Origin of the sequence: Aquamicrobium sp. LC103 (genome assembly GCF_001014615.2) — a bacterium.
Classification (GTDB): domain Bacteria; phylum Pseudomonadota; class Alphaproteobacteria; order Rhizobiales; family Rhizobiaceae; genus LBCQ02.
Map to the genome: position 1 here is coordinate 402,041 of NZ_LBCQ02000001.1, position 22,520 is coordinate 424,560.

At 64.7% G+C, this 22,520-nt stretch carries 25 protein-coding genes; 12 read left to right on the forward strand and 13 right to left on the reverse strand.

What is annotated here, in order from left to right:
- Positions 1-17: 17 nt before the first annotated feature.
- A complete protein-coding gene (locus XW59_RS01930) occupies positions 18-770 on the forward strand; it encodes an SDR family oxidoreductase (protein WP_047145419.1) in 753 nt (250 codons plus the stop codon).
- Between the two features lie 11 nt (positions 771-781).
- On the opposite strand, the gene opgC is transcribed toward XW59_RS01930, so the two are convergent.
- Positions 782-1,966 (reverse strand): OpgC domain-containing protein, encoded by a 1,185-nt coding sequence (opgC, locus tag XW59_RS01935; protein ID WP_047145420.1) that lies wholly within the window; start codon positions 1,964-1,966, stop codon positions 782-784.
- A gap of 256 nt (positions 1,967-2,222) precedes the next feature.
- Between opgC and fba the strand changes: the two genes are divergently transcribed.
- Complete coding sequence (fba, locus tag XW59_RS01940) at positions 2,223-3,287, forward strand: class II fructose-bisphosphate aldolase (protein ID WP_047145660.1); 1,065 nt, start codon at positions 2,223-2,225, stop codon at positions 3,285-3,287.
- An 86-nt stretch (positions 3,288-3,373) separates the two neighbouring features.
- Here the strand turns inward: fba and XW59_RS01945 are convergent, their stop codons facing one another.
- From XW59_RS01945 to infC, 10 genes are all read right to left on the reverse strand, one after another.
- A complete protein-coding gene (locus XW59_RS01945) occupies positions 3,374-4,360 on the reverse strand; it encodes a Gfo/Idh/MocA family oxidoreductase (RefSeq protein ID WP_047145421.1) in 987 nt (328 codons plus the stop codon).
- 78 nt (positions 4,361-4,438) lie between these two features.
- Positions 4,439-5,023: a YceI family protein gene (locus XW59_RS01950; RefSeq protein ID WP_052958144.1), complete on the reverse strand. Its 585-nt coding sequence runs from the start codon at positions 5,021-5,023 to the stop codon at positions 4,439-4,441.
- An 86-nt stretch (positions 5,024-5,109) separates the two neighbouring features.
- Positions 5,110-5,682, reverse strand: a complete 573-nt coding sequence (locus XW59_RS01955; protein WP_047145422.1) for a cytochrome b — start codon at positions 5,680-5,682, stop codon at positions 5,110-5,112.
- A 55-nt stretch (positions 5,683-5,737) separates the two neighbouring features.
- A complete protein-coding gene (gene pheT, locus XW59_RS01960; protein ID WP_047145423.1) occupies positions 5,738-8,143 on the reverse strand; it encodes a phenylalanine--tRNA ligase subunit beta in 2,406 nt (801 codons plus the stop codon).
- A 21-nt stretch (positions 8,144-8,164) separates the two neighbouring features.
- Positions 8,165-8,563, reverse strand: a complete 399-nt coding sequence (locus tag XW59_RS01965; RefSeq protein ID WP_047145424.1) for a GFA family protein — start codon at positions 8,561-8,563, stop codon at positions 8,165-8,167.
- The gene (pheS, locus tag XW59_RS01970) at positions 8,560-9,660 is read right to left on the reverse strand and encodes a phenylalanine--tRNA ligase subunit alpha (protein ID WP_047145425.1); all 1,101 of its coding nucleotides are present in this window, start codon (positions 9,658-9,660) and stop codon (positions 8,560-8,562) included. The genes XW59_RS01965 and pheS overlap by 4 nt, the downstream gene beginning before the upstream one ends.
- 149 nt (positions 9,661-9,809) lie before the next feature.
- Positions 9,810-10,211: a 50S ribosomal protein L20 gene (rplT, locus tag XW59_RS01975; protein WP_047145426.1), complete on the reverse strand. Its 402-nt coding sequence runs from the start codon at positions 10,209-10,211 to the stop codon at positions 9,810-9,812.
- Between the two features lie 34 nt (positions 10,212-10,245).
- Positions 10,246-10,455, reverse strand: a complete 210-nt coding sequence (gene rpmI / locus XW59_RS01980) for a 50S ribosomal protein L35 (RefSeq protein WP_047145427.1) — start codon at positions 10,453-10,455, stop codon at positions 10,246-10,248.
- Between the two features lie 239 nt (positions 10,456-10,694).
- Positions 10,695-11,315, reverse strand: coding sequence for an isoprenylcysteine carboxylmethyltransferase family protein (locus XW59_RS01985; protein ID WP_047145428.1), 621 nt, complete (start codon positions 11,313-11,315; stop codon positions 10,695-10,697).
- A gap of 60 nt (positions 11,316-11,375) precedes the next feature.
- Entirely contained in the window at positions 11,376-11,912 is a 537-nt protein-coding gene (gene infC, locus XW59_RS01990; RefSeq protein WP_047145662.1) for a translation initiation factor IF-3, read from the reverse strand.
- Positions 11,913-12,139: 227 nt separating this feature from the next.
- Between infC and XW59_RS01995 the strand changes: the two genes are divergently transcribed.
- A complete protein-coding gene (locus XW59_RS01995) occupies positions 12,140-12,913 on the forward strand; it encodes an alpha/beta hydrolase (protein WP_047145429.1) in 774 nt (257 codons plus the stop codon).
- 3 nt (positions 12,914-12,916) lie between these two features.
- Here the strand turns inward: XW59_RS01995 and XW59_RS02000 are convergent, their stop codons facing one another.
- Positions 12,917-13,396, reverse strand: a complete 480-nt coding sequence (locus XW59_RS02000) for an Lrp/AsnC ligand binding domain-containing protein (RefSeq protein ID WP_047145430.1) — start codon at positions 13,394-13,396, stop codon at positions 12,917-12,919.
- Between the two features lie 144 nt (positions 13,397-13,540).
- Here XW59_RS02000 and XW59_RS02005 point away from each other — a divergent pair, with 144 nt between their 5' ends.
- The 9 genes from XW59_RS02005 to XW59_RS02045 all read left to right on the forward strand — a co-directional run bounded on the left by XW59_RS02005 (position 13,541) and on the right by XW59_RS02045 (position 22,099).
- Complete coding sequence (locus tag XW59_RS02005) at positions 13,541-14,554, forward strand: 1-aminocyclopropane-1-carboxylate deaminase (RefSeq protein WP_047145431.1); 1,014 nt, start codon at positions 13,541-13,543, stop codon at positions 14,552-14,554.
- A 134-nt stretch (positions 14,555-14,688) separates the two neighbouring features.
- Positions 14,689-15,123, forward strand: coding sequence for a DUF2852 domain-containing protein (locus XW59_RS02010; protein ID WP_047145663.1), 435 nt, complete (start codon positions 14,689-14,691; stop codon positions 15,121-15,123).
- Between the two features lie 99 nt (positions 15,124-15,222).
- Positions 15,223-15,990: a M48 family metallopeptidase gene (locus tag XW59_RS02015; RefSeq protein WP_047145432.1), complete on the forward strand. Its 768-nt coding sequence runs from the start codon at positions 15,223-15,225 to the stop codon at positions 15,988-15,990.
- Positions 15,991-16,058: 68 nt separating this feature from the next.
- A complete protein-coding gene (dinD, locus tag XW59_RS02020; protein ID WP_082137566.1) occupies positions 16,059-16,991 on the forward strand; it encodes a DNA damage-inducible protein D in 933 nt (310 codons plus the stop codon).
- Positions 16,992-16,999: 8 nt separating this feature from the next.
- Positions 17,000-17,659, forward strand: coding sequence for a phosphoribosylanthranilate isomerase (locus tag XW59_RS02025; protein WP_047145433.1), 660 nt, complete (start codon positions 17,000-17,002; stop codon positions 17,657-17,659).
- Positions 17,660-17,684: 25 nt separating this feature from the next.
- On the forward strand, positions 17,685-18,905 hold the full coding sequence (gene trpB / locus XW59_RS02030) for a tryptophan synthase subunit beta (RefSeq protein ID WP_047145434.1): 1,221 nt from the start codon (positions 17,685-17,687) through the stop codon (positions 18,903-18,905).
- 2 nt (positions 18,906-18,907) lie between these two features.
- Positions 18,908-19,747, forward strand: a complete 840-nt coding sequence (trpA, locus tag XW59_RS02035; protein ID WP_047145435.1) for a tryptophan synthase subunit alpha — start codon at positions 18,908-18,910, stop codon at positions 19,745-19,747.
- Positions 19,748-19,785: 38 nt separating this feature from the next.
- Complete coding sequence (accD, locus tag XW59_RS02040; RefSeq protein ID WP_047145436.1) at positions 19,786-20,709, forward strand: acetyl-CoA carboxylase, carboxyltransferase subunit beta; 924 nt, start codon at positions 19,786-19,788, stop codon at positions 20,707-20,709.
- Between the two features lie 58 nt (positions 20,710-20,767).
- On the forward strand, positions 20,768-22,099 hold the full coding sequence (locus XW59_RS02045; protein ID WP_136068208.1) for a folylpolyglutamate synthase/dihydrofolate synthase family protein: 1,332 nt from the start codon (positions 20,768-20,770) through the stop codon (positions 22,097-22,099).
- A 64-nt stretch (positions 22,100-22,163) separates the two neighbouring features.
- On the opposite strand, the gene trxA is transcribed toward XW59_RS02045, so the two are convergent.
- On the reverse strand, positions 22,164-22,487 hold the full coding sequence (gene trxA / locus XW59_RS02050) for a thioredoxin (protein ID WP_047145438.1): 324 nt from the start codon (positions 22,485-22,487) through the stop codon (positions 22,164-22,166).
- Between the last annotated feature and the right edge of the window lie 33 nt (positions 22,488-22,520).

Here is a 22,520-nt window from a genome sequence, read left to right on the forward strand (position 1 = left end):
GCCGGGAGATCAAAGACATGGCCGCAGCAGTCGACGACCGCAAGACACTCGTGCTCACCGGGGCGAGCCGCGGGATAGGGCACGCCACCGTGAAGCGCTTCTCACGCGAGGGCTGGCGCGTCATCACCTGTTCCCGGCAGGCTTTCGCCGAGGATTGCCCCTGGCCGGCGGGGCCGGAAGACCACATCAAGGTCGATCTTTCCGATCCCGAGGACGTCGGCATCGCCGTTTCCGAGATCCGCCACCGGCTGGAGGCCAATGGCGGGCGGCTGCACGCGCTCGTCAACAACGCCGCGATTTCGCCCAAGCTCAAGGACGGCGCGCGGATGAATTCCATCGAGACGCCGATGCATGTCTGGCGCGACGTCTTTCAGGTGAATTTCTTCGCGCCGATCATGCTGGCGCGGGGCCTCTTCAAGGAATTGTCGGCCGCGCAGGGCGCGATCGTCAACGTCACCTCGATCGTCGGCAGCCGGGTCCATCCGTTTGCGGGCACCGCCTATGCGACGTCGAAGGCAGCGCTTTCCTCGCTGACGCGCGAGATGGCCGCCGATTTCGGGCCGCACGGCATACGCGTCAACGCGATCGCGCCCGGAGAGATCGATACGGCGATCCTGTCGCCGGGCACCGAGAAGATCGTCGAGACCATTCCGCTGCGCCGGCTGGGCTCGACCGGCGAGGTCTCGGACATCATCTTCTTTTTGTGCTCGGGGCAGGCGTCCTACGTCACCGGCGCGGAAATCCACATCAATGGCGGCCAGCACGTCTGAGGGATGAACCCTCAGACGGAAACCGGCTTTGCGTGGACGGGCTGCGGCGCGACGCGCACCGGCGGCTGCAGGGCGGGCTCGATGATCGGCCGCACCTTGGCGGCGCGCACGGCGCGCTGATACCAGTCGAGATAGTAGGCGAGCGCGAATTGCAGCGCGATGCCGCCGACCACCAGCGCGGTGTCGAGCAGCATGCTCGCCGGCGCCACCTGCATATAGGCCTGCGCCGCCATCGAGAGGATCGTGCCGACGACGAAGACCGGCAGCGAATGCCTGCCGAGCACGGCGAGGGGATTGTCGAGGCGCGTGCGCGCCAGGTTGGAGATCGCCGGGATCGAGACGATCACATAGGCGAGCGCCAGCACGTGCAGGAGGCGCGGCAACGACAGGAAGGTCTTGTTGAAGCCGGTCAGCACGCCCGGCAGGCCGAGCGAGGTGTCGATGCCCCAGAGCGGGATGCGCACCCACAACAGCGACAGCAGGATATAGCCGAAGGCGGCGGCCAAAAGCAGCGGATTGGCCTCGATGCGCCCGCCGCGCCGGACATGCAGCATGCCGGCTATGCCGATCACGAACAGGAACTGCCAGGAAAGCGGGTTCAGGAACCAGTAGCCGCCACTGGGATAGTTGGGCGGCGCGACATTGTAGAGGCCGGCCAGCAGCCACACCGCCGCCGAGAAGGTGAGCATCAGCCGCAGGCTCACCGAGCCGAGATAGAGGAAGGCCGGCAGCAGGAGCAGCACAACGGCGTACATGGACAGGATGTTGTTGTAGCCGAGCTGGTGGCCGAGCGTGACGAGCCCGACAAGGGCGGCCGCCGTGTCGTTCATCACCGGCCCGATATTGATCTTCTCCATTACCTCCGGCGAGGAGTAGCGGATCGAGACCAGCGCGAAGATGCCGAGCGTCGCCATCGTCGTGAAAAGCTGCGCCGCATAGAGCACGCCGGCGCGCCGCCATGCCTTCAGGGTGCTCAGGAGCCGGTTGCCGGGCTGGAACTTCAGCCCGTAGGCGAGGCCGACGGCGATGCCCGAAATGAGGACGAAGGCCTCCGCCGAATCGGAGAAGCCGAAATTCTTGTGCGTCAGGAACTCGAACGGGTTTCCCGGCACGTGGTTGACGTAGATCGTCAACAAGGCCAGCGCGCGGAAAACGTCGATGCGAGTGTCGCGGGTGGGGTGAGGCTGAATGGTCATGGTTCGGATAAAGTCGCCTCCTAGCGAGGGGGTTCCTCCGTGCCCACTCAAATCCTGTTACCTTGTGTGACAGCAGGCTTCCCGGGCCCGAGCAAGGCGGTTGCGGGGGAGTGCGACGAAATGGCCCTGCCCCTGGCAATCTATTGATTCGATTGAAATCGGGTTTTCGGACCGCCGCCGTCTCCAGCCATGTTGATTCCGCAATCGGCCTCCTTCATACCCGGTAGCAGTTCTATTGCTTCCAGGAGGACTGAACGTGGCCCGCATCACCCTTAGGCAATTGCTCGATCACGCCGCCGAACATGGCTATGGCGTGCCTGCCTTCAACATCAACAACATGGAACAGGGCCTGGCGATCATGGCAGCGGCGGACGCGACCAAGTCGCCCGTCATCATCCAGGCCAGCCGCGGCGCGCGCGCCTACGCCAACGACGTGGTGCTCGCAAAGCTGATCGATGCCCTCGTCGAGATCCATCCATCGATCCCCGTCTGCATGCATCTCGACCACGGCAACAACGAAGCCACCTGCATGACCGCGATCCAGCACGGCTTCACCTCGGTGATGATGGACGGCTCGCTCAAGGAGGACGGCAAGACCCCGGCGGACTACGACTACAATGCCGGCATCACCCGGCGGGTGGTCGACATCGCGCATTGGGGCGGCGTTTCGGTCGAAGGCGAGATCGGCGTGCTCGGCTCGCTGGAATCCGGCGAGGGCGAGCAGGAGGACGGCCACGGCGCCGAAGGCCAGCTCAGCCACGACCAGCTTCTGACCGACCCGCAGCAGGCGCTGCAGTTCGTCCGCGACACCAAGGTCGACGCGCTTGCGGTGGCCATGGGCACCAGCCACGGCGCCTACAAGTTCAGCCGCAAGCCGGACGGCGAGGTTCTCGCCATGAACGTCATCGAGGAGATCCACCGCCTGCTGCCCGACACCCATCTGGTCATGCACGGCTCGTCCTCCGTGCCGGAGGAGCTGCAGGAGATCATCAACAAGCATGGCGGCCAGATGAAGCCGACATGGGGCGTGCCGGTCGAGGAGATTCAGCGCGGCATCAAGCACGGCGTGCGCAAGATCAACATCGACACCGACAACCGCATGGCGATGACCGGCGCGATCCGCAAGGTGCTTTCGGAGGCTCCGTCGGAATTCGATCCGCGCAAATATCTGAAGCCGGCGATGGATGCGATGACCAAGCTGTGCAAGCAGCGCTTCGAGGAGTTCGGGACGGCCGGCAATGCCGAGAAGATCAGGGTCATCCCGCTCGCCGACATGGCCAAGCGCTACAGGGACGGCAGCCTCGATCCGAAGCTCGGCTGATCGAGCATCACCCGTGAAATCGCGAAAGGCGCCCCCAGCGGGGCGCCTTTTTCATTTGTGCCTTCTTCCCGGTCGACCGCTGCCGCTCAGACCTCTTCCCAGCCGGAATGGCCCGCCGCGCGGTAGACCGCGTCGATGACCTTCTGGTTCCTGACCGAATCCTCGAGCGCAAAGATCGGCACGCCGTCTCCGCGCGCGGCACGGGCGAACGCCTCCACCTGGAGCCGGTATTGCTGGACGCCCGGGAAGCGGAACACGGTCGTCTCCGAATGACTGCGGTCGTGGAGCTCGATGCGGTGGTGATCGTAATTTCCGGCGTTGAACGGGGCGATCACCTCGATGTAGCCGAGCTCGCCGTGGAAGACCATCGACTGGCGCGCGGCCATCTGCGTCGAGACGTAGAACGAAAGATCGAACCGGCCGAAATCGGCCTTGACGCTCGCATAGATGTCGGTGCCGAAGGTGCGGTCGCGCTCGATCGTCGCCTGCACGCGCGACGGCTCGGCGCCGGTGGCGAAGCGGGTGGTCACCGTCGGGTAGACACCGATGTCGGGAAGCGCACCGCCGCCCAGCTCCGGCCGGTTGCGCATGTTCGCCGGATCGACATTGTAGTAGGAGAACACGCCCTGCACATGGCGCAGCCGGCCGACGGCGCCGCCGTTCAGAAGCTCGCGGACCTTCAGCCATTGCGGGTGATAGGTCACCATGAAGGCCTCGGAGATCAGCACCTTGTTGCGGTCGCGCGCCGCGATCACCTCGGCGATCTGGTCGGCGCCGAGCGCCAGCGGTTTTTCCACCAGCACGTGCTTGCCGGCGTCCGCCGCCTTCACCGCCCATTCGACATGCTGGGCGGTGGGGAGGGGAATGTAGACGCCGTCGACCGCGTCGGAGGACAGAAGCTCCTCGTAGGAGCCGAAGGCGTGGCGCGCGCCGAACCTGTCGGCGAGGGTACGCGCCCTCGCCAGGTCACGGCTGGCGATCGCCGCGATCATGCCGTTGTCGGAATCGGTGATCGCCGGCAGAAGCTGCTCCCGCGCAATCTTCGCGGTCGATAGCACACCCCATCGAAACATCGTCGAACCTCCTCCGTTTTCACCCCTTCCGGCTTAGCATTGAATTGCGTGGCGGGAAACGAGGAAGGTTCCGGCTGGTCAGCGGCGCACGCCGCTGAGCGTCATGTCGAAATTGACCTTGTTGGAATAGATCGGCCTGCCGACATCCATGCCGAAAGGCGATCGATAGACGTCGCCGACGACATGGAAGCTGATTGCGCGACCGCTCGAATTCATCAATTCGGCGGTAAAGCTTTCCGGCACGGTCCGGCCGCGCGCCGTCAGATTTCCCTCGATCAGCGCGGTCCGTTCCCCGGTGCGCAGGACACGCGTCGACACGAAGCGTATCTCGCGCTCGTGCGCGGTGTCGAACACGGCGTTGGAGCGCAGGAAATTGTCCACCCGCGTCTTGCCGGTGGTGACGCTTGCGGGAAAGATCGAGATGGTGACGCGGGAGCTCGCGACATTCGACGGATCGATCGTCATCTCCCCCTCGAAGCTCGAGAAGCGCCCGGCAATGCCGCCGCCGCCCACCTGCGGAACGGCGAAGGCGATTTGCGAGCCTCTGGAACTGATCGCGTAGCTGCCGGCGCCGCCGGGGAATCCCTGTTGGGCATGGGCGGCCACGGCGGAGATGCCCATTGCCAGGACGGCGAGAACGGGGAAGGCCGGCACGGCGCGCATTGCGATCATCCTTCGCGCAAACACCCTCTGCCTGACGGCGCAGGATAAACCCGCGCATGGCGGCGCGCCAGCACCCGGGCGAGGCTTCACTCGGCTTTGATCGTGCCGTGATCGGCCGGCCGGACCATCCGCCGCAGGGCATGGTCGCGCAGGATGAAATGATGGCGCAGCGCGGCGGCCACATGGACGGCGATCAGCACCATGACGAGATAGCCGGCATAGACATGGGCGGCGGTCCAGAACTCCTCCGCCTGCTCGGACACGCCGAGCGGCAGATGCGGGACGAGGACGAGATAGAAGGCGAAGGTCGGTATCTCGAGCACCGAAACGGAGACCAGCGCCCAACCGGTGAGCGGCAGGACGATCATCAGGGCGTAGAGAAGCAGGTGGACCAGGATCGCCGCGCCCTGCTCCCACGCGGGCCCCGGCAGCGGGCGCGGCACCGCCTCCGCGAGACGCCAACCCGTGCGCACGAGCACCAACCCCAATATCAGGAAGCCGAAGGATTTGTGCCACTGGATCAGCTCGAAGGCGAGACGCTGGTCGCCAATCCGCACCATGGCGAGCCCGAGCGCGATCTGGGCAAGGAAGAGGAGCGCGATCGTCCAATGCAGAACGATCGCGACGAGGCCGTAGCCGTCGGAAGAATTACGCATCATGGCGGCACCCGGGCGCCAGCCTATACCCGGCCGGCGCGCGGGTCACCGCCAATCGTCAGGCGCGCAGCACGCCGCCGGTCTGCTTGCCGACATTCTCGACGATCCTGGCCGCGAGCGCCTCGAAATCCTCGTCCGTCAAGGTCTTGTCGACCGGCTGGATCGCCACCTCGATGGCGACGGACTTCTTGTCGTCGCCGAGCGCAGCGCCCTCGAACACGTCGAAGACGCGCACGCCGGTGATCAGCTTCTTGTCGGCCGAGCTCGCCGCGCGCGTCAGCGCCGCCGCCTCGACGGACCTGTCGACGACGAAGGCGAAGTCGCGGCGCACCGCCTGGAAGGGCGAGATGTCGAGGCGCGGCTTGGTGCGTGTCGGCTTGGCCTTCGGCTCCGGAATCGCGTCGACGAAGATTTCGAAGCCGCAGAGCGGGCCGGACACGTCGAGCGCCTCCAGCGTCTTCGGGTGGAACTCGCCGAAGGTGCCGAGCACGACCTTGGGGCCGAGCTTGAACGTGCCGGAGCGGCCCGGATGGTACCAGGCGGGACCGCCGGCCTCGACCTGCAGCTTGTCGACCGGCGCGCCACAGGCCTCGAGCACCGCGAGCGCGTCCGCCTTGGCATCGAACACGCCGACCGCCTGGGCATTGCCGGCCCAGTGGCGGCCCTGCCCGTCCATGCGCGCCGTACCGCGCCGCACGCCGCCAGCGACCCGGCGCTGGTCTTCCGGCCGGTCGCCCTCATATGTGCCGGAGACCTCGAACAAGGCCACGTCGGCGAAGCCGCGATCGGCGTTGCGTTGCGCGGCCGCGACGAGGCCGGGCAGAAGCGAAGGGCGCATGTCGGACATGTCGGAGGCGATCGGATTGGCGAGCTTGAGCGCCGGCCGGCCGCCGCCGAAGAGCTCCGCATGGCCCGCCGGGATGAACGACCAGGTGACGGCCTCCATCATGCCGCGAACCGCGAGCGCGCGCTTCGCCGCGCGGGTGCGAACCTGCAGCGTCGTCAGGATGCGGCCGTTGACGGCGTCATGGCTGACGAGCGGCTGCGGCGCGATCTTGTCGACGCCGTTGATGCGCATCACCTCCTCGACGAGATCGGCCTTGCCTTCGACGTCCGGCCGCCAGGACGGCACCGCCACGTCGATGACATAGCCGCCGCCGCGCGGCTCGAAGCCGAGGCGTTCGAGGATGGCGACGCTCTCCTCGGCCGGAACGTCGATGCCGGTCAGGCGTCGAACCTCCAGCGTCGGGAACGTGACGACCCTGGGCTGGTAGCCGGCATAGCCGACGACCTCCGTCTCGCTCGGCGTGCCGCCGCAGAGATCCGTCACCAAGCGGGTGGCGAGCTCGATGCCGGGAACCATGAACTCCGGATCGACGCCGCGCTCGAAGCGATAGCGCGCATCGGTGATGATGCCGAGCGTGCGGCCGGTGCGGGCCACGTTGAGGGGCTCCCACAGCGCCGATTCGATCAGCACGTCGGTCGTCGCCTCGTCGCAGCCGGAATGCTCGCCGCCCATGACTCCGGCGATCGATTCGACACCATTGTCGTCGGCGATGACGCATATGCCGGAATTCAGCTCATATTCGCGGCCGTCGAGCGCCAGCACCTTCTCGCCGTCGAAGGCGCGGCGCACCACGAGGTCGCCCGCCACCTTCGCCGCGTCGAAGACATGCAGCGGCCGGCCGCGATCGAAGGTCATGTAGTTGGTGATGTCGACCAGCGCGTTGATCGGGCGCAGGCCGATGGCGATCAGCCGCTGCTGCAGCCATTTCGGCGACGGACCGTTCTGGACGCCGCGCACGAGGCGGAGCGCGAAGCCGGGGCAGAGATCGGGCGCCTCGATCGACAGCTTGACCGGGCATTCGCCCTCGCCCGCGACCGGCTCGACCGTGCCGTCCTTCAGCCGTCCGAGGCCGCTGGCGGCGAGATCGCGCGCGATGCCGTGGACGCCGGTGGCGTCGGGGCGGTTCGGCGTCAGGTTGATCTCGATGACCGGGTCGTCGAGTTTCGCCCATGCGGCGAAGCTCTCGCCCACCGGTGCATCCTCGGGCAGGTCGATGATGCCGTCATGCTCGTCGGAAAGCAGGAGCTCGCGCTCCGAGCACATCATGCCGAAGCTTTCCACGCCGCGGATCTTGCCGACCGAAAGCGTGACGTCGATGCCGGGCACATAGGTGCCGGGCGCGGCGAAGGCGCCGACGAGGCCGGCGCGCGCGTTGGGCGCGCCGCAGACGACCTGCACCGGCTGGCCGGAACCGGTGTCGACGCTCAGCACCCGAAGCTTGTCGGCGTCGGGATGCTTCTCGGCGGTCAGCACCCTGGCGATGACGAAGGGCTTAAGCGCCGACTTGTCATCGACGGATTCGACTTCCAGCCCGGTCATCGTCAACCGCTCGCAGATCTCCTCGAGCGTGGCGTCGGTTTCGAGATGGTCTTTCAACCAGGAAAGCGTGAATTTCATCGGTCTCTTCCAGTCACTCGGTCAGCGGTCGACGGAGAATCCGTCAAAATGCGGGAGGTCGTCGGCCATGTGCACAAACGGCAGCCGCCGCCTGGAGAAGGCATGCACGGTGGGCGGGTAGCGCTCGGGTTCGTCCATGAAGCCCAGGGCCAGGTAGACCTCGCCCGGCAGCTTGTCGTCGCGATAGCCGATCTGGCTGCCGCAATGGCCGCAGAAGCTGCGAACGACTCCGCCCGCGCGCCAGGTCTTCGCCTCGCCGTGCCATGTCAGGTCTTTCTCCCTGAAGCCGACGAAGGCCATGACCGGCGCGCCCGTCTGCTTGCGGCAGTCGCGGCAATGGCAATAGGAACGCAGAAAGGGTTCCGCGCCGGCCTCGGTCGCGATCAAGCCGCAACGGCAGGATCCGGTGTGGGCGCTCATCCGTTGCTCAGCCCGCCGAACAGCGTCGGCATGTCGAGCGGGCGGAAGCCGTAATGCGACAGCCAGCGCACGTCCGCGTCGAAGAAGGCGCGCAGGTCCGGCATGCCGTATTTCAGCATGGCGATGCGGTCGATCCCCATCCCCCAGGCGAAGCCCTGATATTCGTCCGGATCGAGCCCGCCATGGCGCAGCACGTTGGGATGCACCATGCCGCAGCCGAGGATCTCCATCCAGTCCGAGCCCTCGCCGAAGCGGACCTCGCCCGGGCGCGAGCGGTCGCACTGGATGTCCACCTCCAGCGACGGCTCGGTGAAGGGGAAGAAGGACGGGCGGAAGCGCATGTTCACGCTCGGCACCTCGAAGAACGCCTTGCAGAACTCGCTGAGCACCCACTTCATGTTGGCGACATTGGCGCTCTTGTCGATCACCAGCCCTTCGAGCTGGTGGAACATGGGCGAATGGGTCGCGTCCGAATCCTGCCGGTAGGTCTTGCCGGGAATGACGATGCGGATCGGAGGCTTCTGCGTCTCCATCGTGCGGATCTGCACGGGCGAGGTGTGGGTGCGCAGAAGCTTGCGCGCGCCGTTCTCGTCCGGGTTGAAGAAGAAGGTGTCGTGCATCTCGCGCGCCGGATGCCCCTCAGGGAAATTCAGCGCGGTGAAATTGTAGTGGTCGGTCTCGATGTCCGGCCCTTCGGCGATCTGGAAGCCGAGGTCGCCGAAGATCGCCGCGATCTCGTCGATGATCTGGCTGATCGGATGAATGCGGCCACGCTCGGCGGGCGTCTGGCGCACCGGCAGGGTCACGTCGACCTTCTCGCCGGCGAGGCGGACCTCGATCGCCGCGTCGCGCAGCTCGGCCTTGCGCGCGGAAAGGGCGTCGGTGACCCGCTGCTTGAGACCGTTGATCGCCGGCCCCATGGTCTGGCGCTCCTCGGGACTCATCGAGCCGAGCGATTTCAGCTTTTCCGAAACCGAGCCCTTCTTGCCGAGCGCGGCAATGCGCACGGCCTCGATCGCCGCTTCGTCGGAGGCGGCCGTGATCTCTTCGAGCAGGGAGGCTTCGAGATCAGCGAGATTGGCGTTCTGTTCGCTCATGATGATCGGATTTCACTCGTTGAATTGGTCGGTTCGAGAATGGCACTCGGCATTCGAGTAAGTCGCATCAAAAAGAAAAACCCGCGCCAGCCCTGCCAGCGCGGGTTTCCCAAACTGAATTCCAAATGCTTCGGGAAAGACGCTGGTCGTTAGGCGACTGCGCTTTCAAAAGCGTTCGGAGTGGTGTCCTTGAGATATTCGAGCGCGGTCTTCGACTTGGCGACCAGCGCGGCGAATGCCTGCGGCTCGTGGATCGCCATGTCGGAGAGCACCTTGCGGTCGATCTCGATGCCGGCCTTGTTGAGGCCGTCGATGAAACGACCATAGGTCAGGCCGTGCTCACGGACAGCAGCGTTGATGCGCTGGATCCAGAGCGCGCGGAAATTGCGCTTGCGGTTCTTGCGGTCGCGATAAGCGTACTGCAGCGACTTTTCGACCGCCTGCTTCGCGACGCGGATGGTGTTCTTGCGGCGGCCGTAGAAGCCCTTGGCGGCTTTCAGGACCTTCTTGTGCTTGGCGTGGGCGGTGACGCCCCTCTTTACGCGTGCCATGTCATGATCTCCTTAAATCTCTTGTCCAACCGGCTCAGAGGCCGCCGCCGTTCGGCAGGAAGTTTTTGACGATCTTCTTGGCATCCGGCTCTGCGAGAACCATCGTGCCGCGGGCGTCGCGAATGAACTTGTTGGAGCGCTTGATCATGCCGTGGCGCTTGCCGGCAGCGGCGGACTTCACCTTGCCGGTACCGGTGATCTTGAACCGCTTCTTGGCGGCCGATTTGGTCTTCATCTTGGGCATTTTGCTACTCCGTTTTGTTATGCCCACGCCGGTCTGCCTGGCAGACGGCTCCGCAAGGAGCCAACCCTTCGATCAATTCGGGAGACCGGCAACAGGCCGGCTGCGTCCCAATTCGCTCGATGTCGGTGTGAGCTTTCAGCATCAAGAACCGCCACGGCATGCCCTGCCGGGCGGCTCGACAACGCGCGCCTCATACCAGCAAGTGGCCAGCGGCGCAATAGTTCGCTTCGCAAGGGCATTCAGTAGAGCCAGAACAGCACCGGGATCAGCCCGATCTCCTGGCCTTCCTCGATCAGCTCGAAGAACGGTATCGAAACGAGGAAGATCAGGCCGTCGAGCAAGGTCGTATTGAAGAGGCGCGGCCTGAAGGTGACTTCGCAATCGTCCCGGAACAGGCGGGGATTGGGAAGAAAGCGCGGCACCCGGCCGATATAGTCCAGATAGGGCGCTCCGAGCGTTGCCTTGAGATGCCGCTCCTCGCGCAGCGCGACGACGTGGAAGACGATCGCGCAAAGCACGGCGAAGAGAGTGGCGACGACATAGCTGCCGGTCTGCGCCCCGACGCCCGCCGCCGCTATCGTCGAGAAGAAATAGAGCGGGTTGCGCATGACCGAATACGGACCGGTCGAGACGACTTCGGCCGATTTGCGCCCTCCGATATAGAGGATGGACCAAAGCCGCCCGCCGATGCCGACCAGAATGAGCGCGAGGCCGAGCGACTCGATGCGCTCGTGCATCAGCTCGTTCTGAAGGGAAGCCGCGAAAACGAGAACGAAGCAGATCAGCGCGATGAGCAACGCCAATACAAATCTGCGCGCCGACTGATACGAAGCCAGCGACTTGGCATTCTCATCGCTCATGACGATCCCTCGTGCGGAACCCGCGCTCGATACGAAGCGCAAGCTCGGGCGGGATCGTGGTTATTTCGGGGCGAGCACCATCATCATCTGGCGGCCTTCCAGCTTCGGCTCGGCCTCGACCTTGGCGATGCCCTCCACTTCCTCGCGCACGCGGTTGAGAAGCTGCATCCCAAGCTCCAGATGCGCCATCTCGCGGCCGCGGAAGCGCAGCGTCAGCTTGACCTTGTCGCCCTCCTCGAAGAACCGCCGCACAGCCTTCATCTTCACCTCGTAATCATGGGTGTCGATGTTGGGACGCATCTTGATCTCCTTGATCTCGATGGTCTTCTGTCGCTTGCGCGCCTCGGCGGCCTTCTTCTGGCTCTGATATTTCATCTTGCCGAGGTCGGTGATCTTGCAGACGGGCGGCTGCTGGTTCGGTGAAATTTCGACGAGATCGAGACCTGCCTCCTCCGCCATCAAAAGCGCGTCGTTGATCGAAACGACGCCGCGATTAAGGCCTTCCGCGTCGATGAGCTGGACTTGCGGCACGCGGATCTCGAGATTTGCGCGGGGGCCTTCCTTGGTCGGCGCCGCGGCTTTGAATGGTCTGCGAATGGTCGTAGTCTCCTTGAATTGTTGACCTTCAGGACATGCTTGCCCGAACGGGCGATCGCCATGCCCGGGAAGCGCAGCGAACGTCAATAGCACATGAGTTAAAAAGAATCACGCGGCTGCATAAAAGAGTTGTCGCGCCTTCGACTGTGTCCCCGGGGCTTCACGGACAATGCCGCAAATGGCAATAGGTTGCCCGCAACATATAGGAACCTGCGGAGAAGATTGCCATGGACGACACAGCGCCGACCTTCATGGAAGCAGAGGGCGACCGGATCGCGGTGCGCCATCGCGCGGGCGGCGCGCCGGGCATCGTCTGGCTCGGCGGCTACCGCTCGGACATGAAGGGCACCAAGGCCGAGGCGCTCGACCAGTGGGCCGAAGCCGGGGGCCGCGCCTATACGCGCCACGACTATTCCGGCCACGGCGAATCCGGCGGCGAGTTCCGCGACGGCACGATCTCGCGCTGGCTCGGCCAAAGCCTCGTCGTCCTGCGCCGCTTCACCGAGGGTCCGCAAATCCTCGTCGGCTCCTCGATGGGCGCGTGGATCGCGCTGCGCATGATCCAGGAATTGCAGAAGGCCGGCGAGGGCAGCCGGATCGGCGGGCTGCTGCTGCTCGCGCCGGCGCCGGACTTCACCAGCGATCTCATGGAGCCGCAGCTCACCGACGCGCTTCGGCAGGACCTCGCAACCAGGGGCTATATAGAGGAGCATTCCGAATATTCGCCCGAGCCCAACATCTACACGCGCGCGCTCTTCGAGGACGGCGCGAGAAACCGCGTGCTTCTGGGGCTGATCGACACGCATTGCCCGGTGCACATCCTGCAGGGCATGGCCGATCCCGACGTGCCTTACACGCATGCGCTGAAGCTCGTCGAGCACCTGCCGGCCGACGACGTGACGCTGTCGCTGATCCGCGACGGGGATCACCGGCTTTCGCGGCCGCAGGACCTCGCCATGATGATCGGCGCGCTGGAAGGGCTGGTCGAGAGAACCCGCTAGCGGTCAAAAGTCGAGCGGCGCGTTCTCGACCACTTCCTTGATGACGAAGAAGGTGCGCGTCTGGCGCACGCCGGGCAGGCCCAGCAACTGCTCGCCGTGGAGCCGGTTGTACTCCGACATGTCGCGCAGCCTGATCTTCAGGAAGTAGTCGAAGTCGCCCGCCACCAGATGACAGTCGAGCACGCAGTCGAGTTTTTTCGCCGCCGCCTCGAAAGCCGCGAAGCTGTCCTTCGTCGACCGCTCGAGCACCACGCCGACCATAACCAGCGCGCCGCGATCGACCGACGCCGGCTCGACCAGCGCCCTGACCGAGCGGACGTGGCCACGCTCGAAAAGGCGCTGGGTGCGCCGGTGGCAGGTCGCCGGGCTGATATTGGCCCTGGCGGCCAGCTCGGCATTGGTCAGCCGGCCGTCCCGCTGCAGAAGCCGCAGGATCTTCACGTCGATGCGGTCCAGCGCCTCCCTGTCGGAAGAATCTTCCATAAATTGGCACTCTCTATCCCATTTTTGGCAATCATGCATGTCATATCGACATATGGATGGCAATGCGTCGTAGTATTTTGAAAGCACCTTCCGCGCCACTTGCTGTAGCGTCCTGACGACGCTTTCGCCAAAAGGAACCGCCTCATGCTCGAAAAATTCGCCCGCTATCCCCTCACCTTCGGCCCAACCCCGATCGAGAGGCTCGCGCGCCTGTCGGCGCATCTCGGCGGCGACGTCGAGCTATACACCAAACGCGACGACTGCAATTCCGGCCTCGCCTTCGGCGGCAACAAGCTGCGCAAGCTCGAATACATCGTGCCCGACGCGATCGCATCGGGCGCCGACACGCTGGTTTCGATCGGCGGCGTCCAGTCCAACCATACCCGCCAGGTCGCGGCGGCGGCCGCCAAGATCGGCATGAAATGCCGGCTGGTGCAGGAAAGCTGGGTGCCGTTCGAGGATGCCGTCTACGACCGCGTCGGCAACATATTGATGAGCCGCGTCATGGGCGCCGAGATCGAACTGGTCGACGAGGGCTTCGACATCGGCATCCGCGAAAGCTGGGAGCGGGCACTGGAGGACGTCAAGGCGAAGGGCGGCAAGCCCTATGCGATCCCGGCCGGCGCCTCCGTCCACCCGCTTGGCGGTCTCGGCTATGTCGGCTTCGCCGAGGAGGTGAGGGCGCAGGAGGCCGAGCTGGGATTCGCTTTCGACTACATCGTGGTCTGCACGGTCACCGGCTCGACCCATGCCGGCATGGTGGTCGGCTTCGCCAAGGACGGACGCCAGCGCAACGTGATCGGCATCGACGCCTCCTTCACGCCGGAAAAGACGCGCGCCCAGGTCCTAGAGATCGCCCGCGGCACGGCCGACCTCGTCGGCCTCGGACGCGACATCGAAAATGACGACGTGGTGCTGGTCGAGGACTATGCCTACCCGGTCTACGGCGTGCCTTCGGCGGAAACCAACGAGGCGATCCGACTTGCCGCTCGGCTGGAAGGCATGATGACCGACCCGGTCTACGAGGGCAAATCGATGCAGGGCCTCATCGATCTCGTGCGCAAGGGATATTTTCCCGCCGGCTCGAAGGTGCTCTACGCGCATCTTGGCGGCGTGCCGGCGATCAACGGCTACAGCTACATCTACCGCAACGGCTGATGTGGAATTCATCGGCTTGATTCAAGAGGTTGTCCGGTTTTCGGCCGGACAGCCTTGAATCGCCTTTTTGCCGTTCCCATTTCGAAATCATGCAGTCGCCGGACTGCACGCAAACCACGAAGGAACGGGTGATCATGACCAAAACCGCATTGATCCGTCCTGCATGGACGCCAGCAACCATCGCGCTGATGGTGATCGGCTTCATGGTGTTCTGGCCGCTCGGCCTTGCCATGCTCGCCTACATCATCTGGGGCGACCGACTTGAAGGCTTCAAGGGCGACGTGAACCGGGCGACCGACGGCTTCTTTGCCGGTTGCAGGAAGGCATCCGGTCGCGGATTTGCCCAGACGGGCAATGTCGCCTTCGACGATTGGCGCGAGAAGGAACTCGAGCGGCTCGCCGAAGAGCGCCGCAAGCTCGACGAGATGCGCACCGAGTTCGACGACTACGCACGCGAGCTTCGCCGTGCCAAGGACCAGGAGGAGTTCGACCGCTTCATGGCGCAGCGCTCCCGGACCACTCCCGCGAAGCGCGGCAAGCCGGGCAAGGGCGAAGCCAGCGAGGCCTGACCGTCCCAAACCCGCATCCTCCCGGAAACGGCGTCGGCATCCCCGGCGCCGTTTTCTTTGACGTCCACGCACCGCCGCGAATCGGATAGATTGCCAGCCATGGCGTTCGGCTTCCTCAGAAACCCAAAACCGAAGACCAGACCGCGCCCTGCCCCACCGCAGGAGCGCATGCACATGGTCGCCGACCGGGCGCTGCCGCTGCGCATCGTGGAAAACGACCGCGCCAAGCGCCTGACGCTCAGGATCGATGCCGGCGGGCGCGGGTTGCGGGTCACGGTGCCGCCGGGCCTGGCGAATGGCGAGGTCGATCGCTTCCTCGAGCGCCATCGCGGCTGGCTGGAAACGCGGCTCGCCAAGGTGCCCGACAGGCCGCAGGTCCGCCCCGGCATCAGGATCCCGCTGCGCGGCATACCGCATCTGATCGTGCACGAGCCGGGAACGCGCGGCACGGTCAGCCTCGGCGAGGTCGACGGCAAGCCGGCGCTCATCGTCCATGGCGACCGCAGGCACTTGCCGCGCAGGATCGCCGACTTCCTCAAGCGCGAGGCCAGGCAGGAGATCGAGGCGCTGGTGGCGAAGCACACGGCGGCCATCGGGCGGCGGGCGAAGGCGGTGCGCTTCAAGGACACGTCGAGCCGCTGGGGCTCCTGCACGTCGGACGGCGCATTGTCCTTCTCCTGGCGCATCATGATGGCTCCGCGCCCGGTGATCGACTATCTCGTCGCGCACGAAGTAGCGCATCTGCGGGAGATGAACCACGGACCCGGCTTCTGGAAGCTCTGCAAGGAGCTTTGCCCCGACACCGAGCGCTGCAAGGCCTGGCTCAAGCGCAATGGCGGCGCGCTGCAGGCGATACAGTTCGAATGAACTCTGGAGAGCTGCTCTTTAATGCGGCATATTCTGTAATATCCAAGTACCAGAAGGGGGAGGTGTAAATGTCGGAGAAAAATGAACGTTTCGAAAAACTAGCGCAGATCGCGTTCGACGACGCTTTTGGACGCCAGAAGACAGGTAAAACAATCGAAGATCTTATTTCCGCTTTCGAAGAGGCCGCTCAATCTGACGACGAAGGCAATGAATTCTGGTTTGCGCGCGACCTCCAGCGACTACTGGGATATGCAAAATGGGATAATTTTCTGGCGGTCGTGCAACGCGCACGTGAAGCATGTATCGCATCTGGCCACGCAGCTTCTGACCATTTTGCTGGCGTCGGGAAAATGGTCAATCTCGGGAGCGGCGCCGCGCGTGAAATTGAAGACATCGTTCTCAGCCGCTACGCGAGTTACCTGATTGCGCAGAACGGAGATGCGCGAAAGCGAGAGGTTGCATTCGCGCAAACCTATTTTGCTATCCAGACAAGACGCCAGGAAATCGCTGATCAGCAAGCTGATGAGTATATTCCCCTGTCCGAGGATGAGCGCCGGCGACTGCTCCGCGATGAAATCAGAACGCATAACAAGAACCTAGCCAGCGCCGCAAAGAATGCGGGTGTGCGTGAAGGCATGGATTTTGCTATCTTTCAGACGCATGGATACAAAGGACTGTATGGCGGGTTGGACGTCCCTGGGATTCGACGTCGCAAGGGCTTGAGAGCCAGCCAGCAGATTCTGGATCACATGGGCAGCACGGAGCTTGCTGCAAACTTGTTTCGCGCTACTCAAACCGAAGAGAAATTGCGCAAAGAGAATACGCGCGGAAAGGATGCGGCCAACCGCACCCACTTTGAAGTGGGAGCAAAAGTGCGACAGACAATTCGTGAAATTGGCGGCGATATGCCCGAAACTCTACCTCCCGCCGAAGATATCAAGAAGGTAGAACGGCGCTTGAAAAAAGGAATCGGAACGCAGAAACGCATTTCCGAGAGTTGAATTTTGAAATGACCCTCGACATCAAGATATGCGGGCTGAAGACGCCCGACGCCGTTGCCGCCGCGCTCGCCGGCGGGGCGAGCCATGTCGGCTTCATCTTCTTCGAAAAGAGCCCCCGCAATATCGACCCGCCCGCGGCGGGACGGCTGCGCGAGGCCGTGCGCGGCCGCGCCAGCACCGTCGCGGTGACGGTCGATGCCGGCGACGCCTTTCTCGACGGGATCGTCGCCGGCGTCGCGCCGGACATGCTGCAGCTTCACGGCAAGGAAAGCCCGGAGCGTACGGCCGAGGTGAAGGCGCGCTACGGCCTGCCGGTGATGAAGGCGCTCCCGATCAGCGAAGCCGCCGATCTCGGCCGCGTCGCGCCCTATCGCGGCATCGCCGACCGCTTCCTTTTCGACGCCAAGCCGCCCAAGGGTTCGGACCTTCCCGGCGGCAACGGCGTCTCCTTCGACTGGAAGCTGCTCTCCGCTCTTGACCCCGGCATCGATTACATGCTTTCGGGAGGGCTCAACGCCGCCAATATCGGCGATGCGCTGCGTCTCGCCAATCCGCCTGGCATCGACATCTCGTCAGGCGTGGAAAGCGCGCCGGGCATCAAGGACGCGGCGCTGATCGACGCTTTCTTCAAGGCTGTCCGGAACGCGCGGGAAAGAAGCGCTGCCTGACGCCTGTTTCCAGAGGAGTTCGGCCGTGAACCAGCCCGTGCCGCCCAATTCGTTTCGCACCGGTCCCGACGAGCAGGGCATGTTCGGCATGTTCGGCGGCCGCTTCGTCGCCGAAACGCTGATGCCGCTCATCCTCGACCTCGAAAGGCACTGGAACGAGGCGAAGGACGATCCGGAGTTCAAGGCGGAACTGCAGGCGCTTTCGACGCATTATGCCGGCCGGCCCTCGAAGCTCTATTTCGCGGAAGGGCTGACACGGCATCTCGGCGGCGCGAAGATCTATTTCAAGCGCGAGGACCTGAACCACACCGGCTCGCACAAGATCAACAACTGCCTGGGTCAGATCCTGCTCGCCAAGCGCATGGGCCGCCGACGCATCATCGCCGAGACCGGCGCCGGCCAGCACGGCGTCGCCTCGGCCACGGTCGCGGCGCGCTTCGGCTTTCCCTGCGTCGTCTATATGGGCGCCACCGATGTCGAGCGGCAGAAGCCGAACGTCTTCCGCATGAAGCTGCTCGGGGCCGAGGTGAAGCCGGTTTCGGCCGGCCACGGCACGCTCAAGGACGCCATGAACGAGGCGCTGCGCGACTGGGTCACCAATGTCGAGGACACCTACTACCTGATCGGTACGGCGGCCGGCCCGCACCCCTATCCGGAGCTCGTGCGCGAGTTCCAGTCGGTCATCGGCAACGAGGCGCGCGCGCAGATTCTCGAACAGGAGAGCAGGCTTCCCGACGTGGTGATCGCGGCGGTGGGCGGCGGCTCCAACGCGATCGGCATCTTCCATCCCTTCCTCGACGACAAGGACGTCAGGATCATCGGCATCGAGGCGGGCGGACGCGGCCTCGACGGCACCGAGCATTGCGCATCGATGAGCGCCGGCAGGCCCGGCGTGCTGCACGGCAACCGGACCTATCTCCTGCAGAACGAGGACGGGCAGATTCTCGACGGCCACTCGATCTCCGCCGGCCTCGACTATCCCGGTGTCGGCCCCGAGCATTCCTGGCTGCGCGACAGCGGCCGGGTCGACTACCTGCCGATCCTCGACGACGAGGCGATGGAGGCCTTCCAGCTCACCACGCGCACCGAAGGCATCATCCCCGCGCTCGAATCCTCCCACGCGATCGCGCATGCGATGAAGATCGCGCCCGCAATGTCGAAGGACGAGGTCATCATCGTCAATCTCTCCGGCCGCGGCGACAAGGACGTGCACACCGTCGCCAAGATGATGGGAATGGAGATCTGACAATGACGACCCGCATCGACCGCCGCATGGCGAAACTCAAGCAAGAGGGCCGGCCCGCGCTCGTCACCTATTTCATGGGCGGCGATCCCGACTATGAAAACTCGCTCAAGATCATGAAGGCGCTGCCCGGCGCCGGCAGCGACATCATCGAGCTCGGCATGCCGTTCTCCGATCCGATGGCGGACGGCCCGGCGATCCAGGCCGCCGGCCTGCGTGCGCTCAAGAGCGGGCAGACGCTCGCCAAGACGGTCGCGATGGCGCGCGAGTTCCGCGCCGGCGACGACGAGACGCCGATCGTCATGATGGGCTATTACAATCCGATCTACATCTACGGCGTCGACCGCTTCCTCGCGGACGCGAAGGAAGCCGGCATCGACGGGCTGATCGTGGTCGACCTGCCGCCGGAGATGGACGAGGAGCTGTGCATTCCGGCGCTCAAGGCGGGCATCAACTTCATCCGTCTCGCCACGCCCACCACCGACGACAAGCGGCTTCCCAAGGTGCTCGAGAACACGTCCGGCTTCGTCTACTACGTGTCGATGACCGGCATCACCGGCTCGGCGCTGCCGGACACGACCAAGGTCGCGTCGGCCGTGGCGCGCATCAAGGGCCACACCGACCTGCCGGTCTGCGTCGGCTTCGGCGTCAAGACCGCCGAGCAGGCCCGCGCCATCGGCGCCTCCGCCGACGGCGTCGTGGTCGGCACCGCGATCGTCAACGCGGTCGCCAACGTCATCGACGCGAACGGCAGGCTCACCGCCGATCCGGCGGATGCGGTGGCGACGCTGGTCGACGGGCTCGCGCACGGCGTGCGTCGCGCCCGCCTTGCTCCCGCCGAATAATCACCCCATCTTGTGATCTAACACCGAGGATTTTTGCGATGAACTGGATCACGAATTTCGTCAGGCCGAAGATCAACTCGATGCTCGGTCGCCGGGAAATGCCGGAGAATCTCTGGATCAAGGATCCCGAGACCGGCGAAATGGTCTTCCACAAGGATCTGGAAGGCAATCAATGGGTGATCCCGTCCTCGGGCTATCACATGAAGATCGCCGCGAAGGAAAGGCTCAAGCATTTCTTCGACAATGGCGATTTCGAGATCCTCGAAAATCCAAAGGTGCCGATCGATCCGCTGAAGTTCCGCGACGAGAAGCGCTACACCGACCGGCTGCGCGACCATCGCGCCAAGACCGGGCTCGACGACGCCGTCGTCAACGCCACCGGCGCGATCGAGGGCCTGCCCATCGTCGCCACCGTGCAGGACTTCTCCTTCATCGGCGGTTCGCTCGGCATGGCCGCCGGCGAGGCGATCGTCAAGGGCTTCGAGACGGCGATCGAGCTCAAGCGGCCGATGGTGCTGTTCGCGGCTTCCGGCGGCGCGCGCATGCAGGAGGGCATCCTCTCGCTGATGCAGCTCGCCCGCACGACGGTCGCCGTCGACCGCCTGAAGGAGGCGGGGCTGCCCTATGTCGTCGTCCTGACCAATCCGACCACGGGCGGCGTCACGGCTTCATACGCCATGCTTGGCGACATCCACATCGCCGAGCCCGGCGCGATCATCGGCTTCGCGGGCGCCCGCGTCATCGAGCAGACGATCCGCGAGAAACTGCCGGAAGGCTTCCAGCGTTCCGAATATCTCATGGAGCACGGCATGGTCGACATGGTGGTCTCGCGGATCGAGCTCAAGCACATGATCGCGAGGCTCCTGAAGATACTGGTCAACGAAGACGTCGCGGAAGAAACGCCGCAGATGGACATACTGCCGCCGCAACCGGCCAAGGCCGAAAGCCGCGCGGGCGCCTAGCTTCGCATTTCGACCAGACCGACCGACAGGCCCCTAACGAAAGCCGGTTCAAATGACCATCGAGATGCACGCCGCCGACCGCGAGATCGAGCGGCTCATGTCGTTGCATCCAAAGGGCTTCGACCTGTCGCTGGGGCGGATCGAGCGCCTGCTCGAGCGGCTGGGCAATCCGCACGAGCGCCTGCCGCCCGTCATCCATATCGCCGGCACCAACGGCAAGGGCTCGGTCGCCGCCTTCTGCCGCGCGCTGCTGGAGGCCGGCGGGCGCACCTGCCACGTCCACACCTCGCCGCATCTGGTCAACTGGCACGAGCGCTACCGCCTCGGCGCCGAGGGCGGCGGCAGGCTGGTCGAGGACGCGATTCTCGCCGACGCGATCGCCCGGGTGGCAGAGGCCAATCGCGGCGAAACGATCACCGTCTTCGAAATCCTCACCGCCGTCGCCTTCGTGCTCTTTTCCGAGCATCCGGCGGACGCCGCCATCATCGAAGTGGGACTGGGCGGCCGCTTCGACGCCACCAACGTCATTCCGCGCCCGGCGACCAGCGTCATCATGCCGATCTCGCTCGACCACGAAGCCTATCTCGGCGACCGGGTGGAGCTGATCGCGGCGGAGAAGGCAGGCATCATCAAGCAGGGCGTGCCGGTGATCGTCGGCGCGCAGGAATACGAGGCCGCGCGCGAGCTGCTGATCGAAACCGCCGAGCGGCTCGATTGCCCGCTCCAGGTCTACGGCCAGGATTTCCTCGCCTATGAGGAGAACGGCCGAATGATCTTCCAGGACGAGGGCGGTCTGTTCGACCTGACGCCGCCGCGCCTGCCGGGCCGGCATCAATATGCGAATGCGGCCGCGGCGATCGCGGCGGTCAAGGCGGCGGGCTTCGAGGTCAGCCACCGCATCGCCGACGCCGCGATGACCCGCGTCGAATGGCCGGGCCGGCTGCAGAAGCTGACGGAGGGCCGGCTCATGGAATTGGCGCCGCAAGGCGCGGAAATCTGGATCGACGGCGGCCACAATCCAGGCGCCGGCGCGGTCATCGCCGAAGCGCTCGCCGACCAGGAAGAGCGCCATCCGCGCCCGCTGCTGCTGATTTCCGGGATGATCAACACCAAGGACCAGGCCGGCTATTTCCACACCTTCCACGGCATGGCGCGGCACGTCTTCACCGTGCCCGTCAACGAGAGCGACGCCGGCGTGCCGAATGACGAGCTCGCGGCAAAGGCGACGGAAGCCGGGCTTTCGGCGGAACCCGTCAGCTCGATCGAGAACGCCCTGATGCTGGTGCGCGACACCTGGGATCCATCCGAAACCCCGCCGCGCATCCTGATCGGCGGCTCGCTCTACCTGATCGGCGAAGTCCTGAGAAAGAACGGCACGCCGCCGGCCTGACGGAAATCCGCGATAGAAAAAGCCCGGCGCGATGGCCGGGCTCGATTTCGCAATTCGCGAGAAGTCAGGCGACGTTGCCGCCGATCCAGGCCGAAAGCGCCGTCTTCGGCGCCGCGCCGACCTTCATGTCGGCCACTTCACCGCCCTTGAACAGCATCAGCGTCGGGATGGAGCGCACGCCGAACTGCGCCGCGATCTCGGGATTCTCGTCGATATTCACCTTGGCGATCTTCACCTTGCCGTCGAGCTCGGCGGAAATCTCTTCCAGGGCGGGAGCGATCATCTTGCAGGGGCCGCACCATTCGGCCCAGAAATCAACGACGACCGGCTCGGAAGCCTGAAGCACGTCGGACTGGAAATTGTTCTTGTCGATAGTGACAGTCGCCATTTCGGACTCCTTCGAAATTTCCTGGGCGAGAAT